At 52.2% G+C, this 11,127-nt stretch carries 10 protein-coding genes, 1 rRNA gene and 1 other annotated feature; of the genes, 4 read left to right on the forward strand and 7 right to left on the reverse strand.

What is annotated here, in order from left to right:
- The 4 genes from AAYN39_RS10955 to rluD all read right to left on the reverse strand — a co-directional run.
- Positions 1-206 (reverse strand): 16S ribosomal RNA (locus tag AAYN39_RS10955); the annotation flags it as partial.
- Between the two features lie 455 nt (positions 207-661).
- Positions 662-3,235 carry an ATP-dependent chaperone ClpB gene (clpB, locus tag AAYN39_RS10960; protein WP_001235094.1) on the reverse strand — a complete coding sequence of 858 codons (2,574 nt, stop codon included), beginning with the start codon at positions 3,233-3,235 and terminating at the stop codon, positions 662-664.
- Positions 3,236-3,364: 129 nt separating this feature from the next.
- Positions 3,365-4,096: a purine nucleoside phosphorylase YfiH gene (gene yfiH, locus AAYN39_RS10965; protein ID WP_000992642.1), complete on the reverse strand. Its 732-nt coding sequence runs from the start codon at positions 4,094-4,096 to the stop codon at positions 3,365-3,367.
- Positions 4,093-5,073, reverse strand: a complete 981-nt coding sequence (rluD, locus tag AAYN39_RS10970) for a 23S rRNA pseudouridine(1911/1915/1917) synthase RluD (protein ID WP_000079130.1) — start codon at positions 5,071-5,073, stop codon at positions 4,093-4,095. The genes yfiH and rluD overlap by 4 nt, the downstream gene beginning before the upstream one ends.
- Before the next feature lie 131 nt (positions 5,074-5,204).
- On the opposite strand from rluD, the gene bamD reads away from it, so the two are divergent.
- From bamD to pheA, 4 genes are all read left to right on the forward strand, one after another.
- The gene (gene bamD / locus AAYN39_RS10975; RefSeq protein WP_000197667.1) at positions 5,205-5,942 is read left to right on the forward strand and encodes an outer membrane protein assembly factor BamD; all 738 of its coding nucleotides are present in this window, start codon (positions 5,205-5,207) and stop codon (positions 5,940-5,942) included.
- A 271-nt stretch (positions 5,943-6,213) separates the two neighbouring features.
- A complete protein-coding gene (raiA, locus tag AAYN39_RS10980; protein ID WP_000178449.1) occupies positions 6,214-6,552 on the forward strand; it encodes a ribosome-associated translation inhibitor RaiA in 339 nt (112 codons plus the stop codon).
- Positions 6,553-6,654: 102 nt separating this feature from the next.
- Positions 6,655-6,780, forward strand: a sequence feature (Phe leader region).
- The gene (pheL, locus tag AAYN39_RS10985) at positions 6,656-6,703 is read left to right on the forward strand and encodes a pheA operon leader peptide PheL (protein WP_010989056.1); all 48 of its coding nucleotides are present in this window, start codon (positions 6,656-6,658) and stop codon (positions 6,701-6,703) included. Its footprint overlaps the feature before it by 48 nt.
- Positions 6,781-6,802: 22 nt before the next feature.
- A complete protein-coding gene (gene pheA / locus AAYN39_RS10990) occupies positions 6,803-7,963 on the forward strand; it encodes a bifunctional chorismate mutase/prephenate dehydratase (protein WP_000200079.1) in 1,161 nt (386 codons plus the stop codon).
- Here pheA and AAYN39_RS10995 read toward each other — a convergent pair.
- From AAYN39_RS10995 to aroF, 3 genes are read right to left on the reverse strand one after another with little or no spacing between them, the layout of a single operon-like run.
- Positions 7,924-8,832, reverse strand: coding sequence for an SMP-30/gluconolactonase/LRE family protein (locus AAYN39_RS10995; protein ID WP_000210976.1), 909 nt, complete (start codon positions 8,830-8,832; stop codon positions 7,924-7,926). The genes pheA and AAYN39_RS10995 overlap by 40 nt on opposite strands.
- 57 nt (positions 8,833-8,889) lie before the next feature.
- On the reverse strand, positions 8,890-10,011 hold the full coding sequence (gene tyrA / locus AAYN39_RS11000) for a bifunctional chorismate mutase/prephenate dehydrogenase (protein ID WP_000225191.1): 1,122 nt from the start codon (positions 10,009-10,011) through the stop codon (positions 8,890-8,892).
- 9 nt (positions 10,012-10,020) lie between these two features.
- Positions 10,021-11,091, reverse strand: coding sequence for a 3-deoxy-7-phosphoheptulonate synthase AroF (gene aroF / locus AAYN39_RS11005; protein WP_001168062.1), 1,071 nt, complete (start codon positions 11,089-11,091; stop codon positions 10,021-10,023).
- Positions 11,092-11,127 lie beyond the last annotated feature (36 nt).

The raw sequence follows: 11,127 nt of genomic DNA on the forward strand, positions 1-11,127 counted from the left end.
TCCCCCTCTTTGGTCTTGCGACGTTATGCGGTATTAGCCACCGTTTCCAGTAGTTATCCCCCTCCATCAGGCAGTTTCCCAGACATTACTCACCCGTCCGCCACTCGTCAGCAAAGCAGCCAAGCTGCTTCCTGTTACCGTTCGACTTGCATGTGTTAGGCCTGCCGCCAGCGTTCAATCTGAGCCATGATCAAACTCTTCAATTTAAAAGTTTGATGCTCAAAGAATTAAACTTCGTAATAAATTACGTGTTCACTCCTGAGACTTGGTATTCATTTTTCGTCTTGCGACGTCAAGAATCCGTATCTTCGAGTGCCCACACAGATTGTCTGATAAATTGTTAAAGAGCAGGTGCGACGCGGCTTTCAGCTCACCGTCGCGAGGTGGCGTATATTACGCTTTCCCGCTTCAGAGTCAAGCGTTTATTTTCGCTTTTCTCACAGACTTCTTAACGAAGTCTTCCTGACCCGGCGGCCTGTATGCCGTTGTTCCGTGTCAGTGGTGGCGCATTATAGGGAGTTATTAGAGCCTGACAAGACCTAAATGCAAAAAAAAGCTCAACCGTTCACTTTTCAAACAACATTTGAATCAAAAGCCTATTTTTGCCTGGTTTTTAAACAAAAACGAGCCCGTTAGGGCCCGTTTTATTCAAATTTGTGACTTACTGCACTGCCACAATACGATCATCATTGGCTTCAAGGCGAATCACTTTGCCAGGAACCAGTTCACCAGACAGGATTTGCTGCGCCAGTGGGTTTTCGATCTGCTGTTGAATAGCACGTTTTAACGGACGCGCCCCGTAGACCGGATCGTAACCGTTGGCGCTCAACAGTTTCAGCGCCTCGTCGGAGATATGGATTTCATAACCACGTTCTTCCAGACGTTTGTACAGACGCTGCAGCTGGATCTGAGCAATAGAAGCGATGTGTTGCTCACCTAACGGATGGAATACCACAACTTCATCAATACGGTTGATAAATTCCGGACGGAAGTTTTGGCTAACCACACCCAGCACCATCTCTTTCATTCGACCGTAATCCAGTTCGCCAAAGCGCTCCTGAATGAGATCGGAACCGAGGTTAGAAGTCATAATGACCACCGTATTACGGAAGTCGACCGTTCTCCCCTGCCCGTCAGTCAGTCGACCGTCGTCCAGCACCTGCAACAGAATGTTGAATACATCCGGATGCGCTTTTTCCACTTCATCCAACAAGATGACGGAATAAGGGCGACGGCGCACCGCTTCCGTCAAATAACCGCCTTCTTCATAGCCGACATATCCTGGAGGCGCCCCGACCAAACGAGACACGGAGTGTTTCTCCATAAACTCAGACATGTCGATACGCACCATCGCGTCGTCGCTGTCGAACATAAAGTTAGCCAGCGCTTTACACAGTTCGGTTTTACCGACCCCGGTCGGCCCAAGGAACAGGAAGGAACCAATCGGACGGTTCGGATCGGACAGCCCCGCGCGGCTACGGCGTATGGCGTTCGATACTGCTTCAACGGCTTCATTCTGCCCGATCACACGGCTGTGTAACTCTTGTTCCATACGCAACAGTTTTTCACGTTCGCCTTCCAGCATTCTGGAAACCGGAATACCGGTCCAGCGCGCCAGCACTTCGGCAATTTCCGCATCCGTTACTTTGTTACGTAACAGACGCATGGTTTTACCTTCCGACTGGGTCGCGGCTTCCAGCTGTTTTTCCAGCTCCGGAATTTTGCCGTACTGCAGTTCAGACATTCGCGCGAGGTCGCCAACGCGACGCGCCTGCTCGATGGCGATCTTCGCCTGCTCCAGCTCCGCTTTAATAGTTTGCGTACCAGAGAGCGACGCTTTTTCCGCTTTCCACTCTTCTTCTAACTCAGAGTACTGACGCTCTTTATCGTCCAGTTCTTCATTCAGCATATCGAGACGTTTTTTACTCGCCTCGTCAGACTCTTTCATCAACGCCTGCTGTTCCAGTTTGAGCTGAATAATGCGGCGGTCGAGCCTGTCCAGCTCCTCCGGCTTCGAGTCAATCTGCATACGAATGCTGGATGCCGCTTCATCGATGAGGTCGATAGCTTTATCCGGTAACTGACGGTCGGCGATATAGCGGTGAGATAATGTTGCCGCCGCCACAATCGCCGGGTCAGTGATCTGCACATGGTGATGCAGTTCATAACGCTCTTTCAGACCACGCAAAATCGCAATGGTGTCTTCCACCGACGGCTCTGCCACGAACACTTTCTGGAATCGACGTTCCAGCGCCGCGTCTTTTTCGATGTACTGACGATATTCGTCCAGCGTGGTGGCGCCCACACAGTGCAGTTCCCCACGTGCCAGCGCCGGTTTCAGCATGTTACCGGCATCCATGGCGCCATCAGCTTTACCTGCGCCAACCATGGTGTGCAGCTCGTCGATAAACAGGATGACGTTGCCTTCCTGTTTTGCGAGGTCGTTCAGCACGCCTTTCAGACGCTCTTCAAATTCGCCGCGATATTTCGCCCCGGCCACCAGCGCGCCCATATCCAGCGCCAGCACGCGACGGCCTTTCAGGCCTTCCGGTACTTCACCGTTGATAATACGTTGCGCCAGCCCTTCAACAATGGCGGTTTTACCTACGCCTGGCTCACCGATTAACACCGGGTTGTTTTTAGTACGACGTTGCAATACCTGAATGGTACGGCGAATTTCTTCATCACGACCAATTACCGGGTCAAGCTTACCTTGTTCAGCCCGCTCGGTCAGATCGACGGTATATTTTTTCAAGGCCTGACGTTGGTCTTCAGCCCCTTGATCGTTCACGCTTTCACCTCCGCGCATCTGTTCAATTGCCTGAGTGATATTGGCCGTAGTCGCACCGGCTGATTTCAGCAGATCGGTTAACGTGCCGCGAGACTCAAGCGCCGCCAGAACAAACAGCTCTGACGAAATAAAATTGTCCCCCCGTTTTTGCGCCAGCTTGTCGCAAAGGTTCAGTACGCGTACCAGTTCCGAAGAAGGCTGTACGTCGCCGCCGGTGCCTTCCACCTGCGGTAAACGGCTCAGCGCCTGATCGATAGCAGTGCGCAACTGGCCAGCATTAATGCCGGCGGAGGTTAATAAAGGACGTATCGATCCCCCTTCCTGGTTCAGCAAGGCGCTCATTAAATGAAGAGGTTCGATGAATTGGTTGTCGTGCCCCAGCGCGAGCGACTGGGCATCGGCAAGAGCAAGCTGGAATTTGTTAGTAAGACGATCCAGACGCATAACTCCTCCCATAACAGGTCAAAATTGCTACTGGAGATTAAATGAGGTCATCCCTCAATTATTCAAGGTGAATGACCTGAATTATGTGAAAAGAAAGTTACCCGTACCGGATCGTCTTGATTCTTTAGGTTATATCAGCCAAATAAAACTTGCCATACGACCTGTCGTCTTGTCGCGACGATAAGAGAAGAAAGTCTCACTTTCGCTAAAGGTGCAGCGATCCCCGCCATAGACATGTTCAACGCCAGTATTCGCCAGACGTTGGCGTGCAAGCTGATAAATATCCGCCAGAAATTTTTCCCCGTGCGGCAAAAATGCGCTATCGGCTTGCGCATCTTTTGCTAAAAATGCGTCACGCACTTCCGGCCCCACTTCAAACGCGGCCGGGCCAATCGCCGGACCTAACCAGGCGATGATATTTTCTGGTTTGTCAGCAAAGCAGGTGACAGTTTCCTCCAGTACGCCTTCACATAATCCGCGCCAGCCCGCATGAGCCGCCGCCACTTCTGTCCCCTCACGGTTACAGAATAGCACAGGCAGGCAGTCTGCCGTCATTACCGCGCAGACGGTTCCTGGCGTATTGCTGTAAGACGCATCCGCACGTTTGGAGGCATAAGGTTCTCCGGTAAGCCTCAATACATTTTTACCGTGAACCTGTTCAAGCCAGACAGGTTTCGAAGGCAGATTGCCCGCCGCGAACAGACGCTTGCGGTTCTCTTCAACATGCTCCGGGTTATCGCCGCAATGCGCGCCCAGATTCAGCGAGTCGTAAGGCGATAAACTCACCCCACCAATACGGGTAGAACTACAGGCTGCGACGCCTTTCGGCAGCGGCCACTGCGGGACAATCAGTGCATTCATAACCAGTCCACATCATCTTTATGATCTTCGAAATCGGCGCGCATCGCATCGATAAGGTCCACCATATCTTGTGGAATCGGCGCGTGCCACTCCATTTCGATACCCGATACAGGATGGTAGAGACGCAGCATCGTTGCATGCAGCGCCTGGCGGTCAAACTTACGCAGCGTGGAAATAAATTCTTCCGATGCGCCTTTCGGTGGACGTGGACGACCACCGTAGACCTGATCGCCCACTAACGGATGCGTAATATGCGCCATATGCACGCGGATCTGGTGCGTACGCCCGGTCTCCAGACGCAACCTAAGACGCGTGTGCACACGGAAATGTTCCATAATGCGGTAGTGGGTCACCGCCGGTTTGCCCATAGGATGCACCGACATATGGGTACGTTTGGTCGGGTGACGACTGATGGGTTCATTCACCGTTCCTCCCGCCGTCATATGTCCGATCGCGACCGCTTCATATTCGCGGGTGATCTCGCGCAGCTGCAAAGACTCCACCAGGCGCGTTTGCGCCGGAACGGTTTTGGCCACCACCATCAGCCCCGTCGTGTCCTTATCCAGACGATGCACAATGCCCGCGCGCGGGACATCCGCAATCGGCGGATAATAATGTAGCAACGCGTTCAGTACCGTACCGTCCGGGTTACCCGCGCCAGGATGTACCACCAGATCGCGTGGTTTGTTGATAACCAGAATATCGTCATCTTCATAAACAATATCTAACGGGATATCCTGCGCTTCAAAACGAATCTCTTCGTCGATCTCCGCATCAATAGCCACCCGCTCGCCGCCTAACACTTTTTCTTTTGGCTTATCGCAAAGTTGACCATTGACCAACACGCGCTGATTCAAAATCCATTCTTTTATACGCGAACGTGAATAATCCGGGAACATTTCGGCCAAAGCCTGATCTAAGCGTTGACCGAGTTGGTTTTCGGAGACCGTTGCGGTGAGTTGTACTCGTTGTGCCATATACAGCTTCTTCGTTTAACGTTGGGTTTTACGGCTTTGCCGTTTAATATAGTGTGCTATTGTAGCTGGTCTTAACCGGGAGCAGGAACAGAGAATCTCCCGTAAAACATTTTGAGGAAAGTCAAAACGTCATGACGCGCATGAAATATCTGGTGGCAGCAGCCACGTTGAGCCTGTTTCTGGCGGGTTGCTCGGGTTCAAAGGAAGAGGTGCCCGATAATCCGCCGAATGAAATCTACGCGACTGCTCAGCAAAAGCTGCAGGACGGTAACTGGAAACAGGCAATAACGCAATTGGAAGCGTTAGATAATCGTTATCCATTCGGACCGTATTCTCAGCAGGTGCAGTTGGATCTTATCTACGCCTATTACAAAAACGCCGATTTGCCGCTAGCGCAGGCCGCCATCGATCGTTTTATGCGTCTTAATCCAACGCACCCTAATATTGACTATGTCATGTACATGCGCGGCCTGACGAACATGGCGCTGGATGATAGCGTGCTGCAGGGTTTCTTTGGCGTCGATCGCAGCGATCGCGATCCGCAACATGCGCGGGCGGCGTTCAATGACTTTTCGAAACTGGTACGCAGCTATCCTAATAGCCAGTACACCACCGACGCCACTAAGCGTCTGGTATTCCTGAAAGACCGTCTGGCGAAATATGAATATTCCGTCGCAGAGTACTATACCGCGCGCGGCGCATGGGTTGCGGTCGTAAACCGGGTAGAAGGTATGCTACGCAATTATCCTGATACGCAGGCCACGCGCGATGCGTTGCCGCTGATGGAAAACGCCTATCGTCAGATGCAGCTGAATGCGCAGGCTGACAAAGTCGCGAAAATTATTGCCGCTAACAGCAAAAACACCTGAAGCAATACCAACAAGCAAAACGGCAGCCTTCCGGCTGCCGTTTTTTTATTCGATATCTGATGCAACAGAAATGATTTCACTGCAACGCATCCAGTCAAATATGGCCTGCTTTCAGCCATTCCTCAAGTAAAAGATCGCTTCTTCCTGCGATGCCTCACAAAAAGTTCGCCTTGACAAAAAGTGACAAAATAATGTGATTTACATCACACATTTTGACATTAAGAACGGTATGCTGGAATCACCAAGACGGGAAAGACAAGAGGTAAAATTTATGACAATGAACATTACCAGTAAACAAATGGAAATTACTCCGGCAATCCGCCAACATGTCGCAGACCGTCTCGCCAAACTGGAAAAATGGCAAACTCACCTGATTAATCCTCATATCATTCTGTCTAAAGAGCCACAGGGCTTTATTGCTGACGCCACCATTAATACACCGAACGGACATCTGGTCGCCAGCGCAAAACACGAAGATATGTACACCGCTATTAATGAATTGATCAACAAGCTGGAACGGCAGCTCAATAAAGTGCAGCACAAAGGCGAAGCCCGTCGTGCCACCGCATCGGTGAAAGATGCCAGCTTCGTCGAAGCAGAAGAAGAGTAGTCCCTTACATTGAGTGTATCGCCAACGCGCCTTCGGGCGCGTTTTTTGTTGACAGGATTAAAACAGTACGGGTACTGTACTTACGTACACAAAGGAAACAGTTATGAAGCTCACCCGGTTTTTCTTCGCATTCTTTTTTATCTTCCCCTGACCGGGAGGCGTTTCGTCATGTGATAAAGAATGCGAAGACGAACAAGAAGGCCTCCCCCACCGGGAGGCCTTTTTTATTGATAACAAAAAAGGCAACACTATGACATCGGAAAACCCATTACTGGCGCTGCGAGATAAAATCAGCGCTTTAGACGAAGAGTTACTGGCCTTACTGGCAAAACGACGCGCGCTGGCGATTGAAGTGGGACAAGCAAAACTACTGTCGCATCGTCCGGTTCGGGATATCGATCGTGAACGCGCGCTGCTGGACAGACTCATCCATCTCGGTAAAGCCCACCATCTCGACGCACACTACATTACCCGTCTGTTCCAGCTTATCATTGAAGACTCCGTGCTTACTCAGCAGGCGCTGCTGCAACAACATCTGAATAATACTCACCCTCATTCGGCACGTATTGCGTTTCTTGGGCCGAAAGGCTCCTATTCTCATCTCGCGGCGCGCCAGTATGCTGCACGCCATTTTGAGCAATTTATTGAGAGCGGTTGCGCAAAATTCACCGATATTTTTCATCAGGTCGAAACCGGCCAGGCCGATTACGCCGTGGTTCCGATAGAGAACACCAACTCCGGCGCTATCAACGATGTGTACGACTTATTGCAACACACCAGTCTGTCGATTGTCGGTGAGATGACCGTCACTATCGATCACTGCGTGCTGGTTTCCGGCGCTACGGATCTGAATACCATCGAAACGGTGTACAGCCATCCGCAGCCGTTTCAGCAGTGCAGTAAATTTTTGAGCCGCTATCCGCACTGGAAAATCGACTATACCGAGAGTACGTCGGCAGCGATGGAAAAAGTCGCGCAGGCAAACTCTCCGCGCGTCGCGGCGCTCGGCAGCGAGGCAGGCGGCATGTTGCACGGTTTACAGGTGCTGGAACGCATCGCCGCAAACCAGACACAGAATATCACCCGCTTTCTGGTACTGGCGCGCAAAGCCATCAACGTTTCCGATCAGGTTCCGGCAAAAACCACTCTGTTAATCGCCACCGGGCAGCAAGCTGGCGCGCTGGTCGAAGCGCTGCTGGTGCTGCGTAACCACAATCTCATCATGACGAAACTGGAGTCGCGCCCCATTCACGGCAATCCGTGGGAAGAGATGTTTTATCTCGATATTCAGGCGAACCTGGAGTCGCAGGTAATGCAAAGCGCGCTAAAAGAGCTGGGCGAGATCACGCGCTCAATGAAAGTGCTTGGCTGCTATCCCAGCGAAAACGTCGTGCCGGTAGAACCTGCCTGACGTTCAATAAAACGGCTTTTCTTCATCCCTGCGACGGCTACCTGCAGGGTGAAGATGGCGCCGGAGAGCGGATAATCCGCCACTTCCTGAGCAGACATATTTTCTCTGGTAGTTGTAATAAACAGCGTTTTCATATCTGCGCCGCCAAAGCAAACCATCGTCGGACAACGTACCGGCAACCGGTACTCTTCCAGCTGCTCTCCTTGCGGTGAGAAACGCGCCACGCGCCAGCCGTCAAACATCGCGCTCCAGTAGCACCCTTCGCTATCCATCGCCGCGCCGTCGGGAAGTCCTTCTCCTTCGCCAAAATGGCGAAAAAGTTCACGCTTGCCCGGTTCGCCATGCTTATCAAGTAACGTGCGGTATATCACGCCATTCGGCGTATCGGAAGTATACATCCACTGGTTGTCCGGGCTGAACGCCAGGCCGTTGTGTCCCTGGATACCGCACTGGATCACTTTTGCCGTCAGGTCATGATCGATCCGCATCAGCAACGCGCCATTATAGTCACCCGGCGCCCAGAACGTTCCGGCATAAAAACGGCCATCGCCATCAGTGCCGCCATCGTTGAAACGCGCCAGTTTCGTATTAGAGGGATTGTCGCAAACCTTACGCTGCAATAATCCATTTTTATCGGCCAGCCAAATAGCATGACGCATGGCCACAATAAATCCGCCCTGCTCACGCAAGGCAAAACAGCCTACCTCTTCCGGAAACGCCAGCACGCTATGCGTCCCACTCGCCGGATGGTAACGATAGATCTCCTGTTCCAGGATATCAGTCCAATACAGCGCGCTTTCATCCTCGCTCCATGTGGGGCATTCTGGTAAATGTCCGACATAATCAAATAAAAGGTGCGGCGTAGTCATAACGGTTCCTTAAACGAAAAAAGCCAGCAAAGCTGGCTTTTAGTATAGATGTCATCATTATGGTCGGCTGTCATTCGCCTGACGTAATAACACACGGCTTTCATTCTGGAAGCGTCTGGCATAATCGCCAAACCAGTGTTCAACTTTGCGAAAACTGTCGATAAAAGCCTGCTTATCACCCTGTTCCAGTAACCCGATCGCATCGCCAAAACGTTTATAGTAACGCTTGATAAGCGCCAGATTGCGCTCCGACGACATAATAATGTCTGCATACAGCTGCGGGTCCTGGGCGAACAGACGCCCGACCATCGCCAGCTCCAGTCGATAAATCGGCGATGATAGCGCCAGAAGCTGCTCAAGCTGGACGTTCTCTTCCGCCAGATGCAGCCCATAAGCGAAGGTAGCAAAGTGGCGCAGCGCCTGGATAAAAGCCATGTTCTGATCGTGCTCGACAGCGCTAATTCGGTGCAACCGCGCGCCCCACACCTGGATTTGCTCAAGGAACCACTGATACGCTTCCGGTTGACGCCCATCACACCAGACCACCACCTGCTTCGCCAGGCTCCCGCTGTCCGGGCCAAACATCGGGTGCAAGCCCAGCACGGGGCCATCATGGGCCGCCAACATTGCCTGTAACGGACCGCTTTTCACCGATGCCAGATCGACCAGAATACAGTCGGACGGCAGGGGCGGCAGTTGCGCTATGACCTGTTCAGTAACATGAATCGGCACGCTGACGATCACCATTCCGGCATCGGCGACAATGTCCCTGGCGCGCGGCCAGTCCTGTTGTTCCAGAATACGGACCTGATAGCCCGACAGCGTGAGCATTTTTTCAAACAGACGCCCCATCTGTCCGCCGCCGCCCACAATGACGACCGGACGCAGAGAAGGACAAAGCGTTTTGAACCCCTTATCATTTTCGCTGGAGTAAGATTCACGCATTACCCGGCGCAGGACATCTTCAATGAGATCGGGCGGGACACCGATCGCTTCTGCTTCCGCCCGTCGTGAAGCCAGCATAGAGGCCTCACGCTCCGGCACGTAAATAGGCAGGCCAAAACGGCTTTTCACCTCGCCGACTTTGGCAACCAGTTCCAGGCGCTTAGCCAGTAAATTCAACAACGCTTTATCGACATCATCTATTTGATCGCGTAACGCGGTCAATTCAGCAACCATAACAACCTCTTATGCGACGCGCACCGCCAGCTGGCCGCTCAAATCTTTATGAATTTCACGTAACAGGGCATCGGTCATCTCCCAGCTAATACAAGCATCGGTGACGGAAACGCCATACTTCATTTCGCTGCGCGGCTGTTCGGAAGACTGATTACCCTCATGAATATTACTTTCAATCATTAAGCCAATGATTGAACGATTGCCATCTTTAATCTGCGCAACCACAGATTCGGCAACGGCTGGCTGGCGGCGATAATCTTTATTGGAGTTACCATGACTGCAATCTACCATCAGCGAAGGACGTAGCCCCGCCTGTTCCATCTCTTTTTCACACTGAGCGACATCTGCCGGGCTATAGTTTGGCGCTTTGCCGCCACGCAGAATCACATGGCCATGCGGATTTCCCTGGGTTTGCAATAACGCAACCTGACCGGCCTGGTTAATGCCAACAAAACGATGAGGTTGCGCAGCGGCGCGCATGGCGTTAATCGCTGTCGCCAGGCTGCCATCCGTGCCGTTTTTAAAGCCGACCGGCATAGAAAGACCAGACGCCATTTCGCGGTGGGTTTGCGATTCGGTTGTGCGCGCGCCTATCGCCGACCAGCTAAACAGATCGCCCAGGTATTGCGGGCTGTTCGGATCCAACGCTTCGGTCGCCAATGGCAACCCCATATTCACCAGTTCCACCAGTAGCTGACGCGCTATTTTCAACCCGGCTTCCACATCAAATGAGCCATCCATGTGAGGATCGTTAATCAGCCCTTTCCAGCCGACGGTAGTCCGCGGCTTTTCAAAATAGACGCGCATTACCAGATAGAGGCTATCGCTGACCTCTGCGGCAAGGGCTTTAAATCGACGGGCATATTCCAGAGCGGTTTCAGGATCGTGAATAGAACAAGGACCGCATACCACCAACAGACGCGGATCGCGCCCGGCAATAATGTCAGAAATGATTCCCCGGGACTGCGCTATCTGCGCTTCCTGCGCCAGGCTCAACGGAAAGGCCGCTTTAAGCTGCTCCGGCGTCATTAATACCTGTTCATCGGTGATACGTACGTTATTCAGCGCGTCTTTTTGCATGATGGCGATCCTGTCTTTTCTTGTTTGCGATAGTTG

Origin of the sequence: Salmonella sp. K21076, assembly GCF_039650795.1 — a bacterium.
Taxonomy (GTDB): domain Bacteria; phylum Pseudomonadota; class Gammaproteobacteria; order Enterobacterales; family Enterobacteriaceae; genus Salmonella; species Salmonella enterica.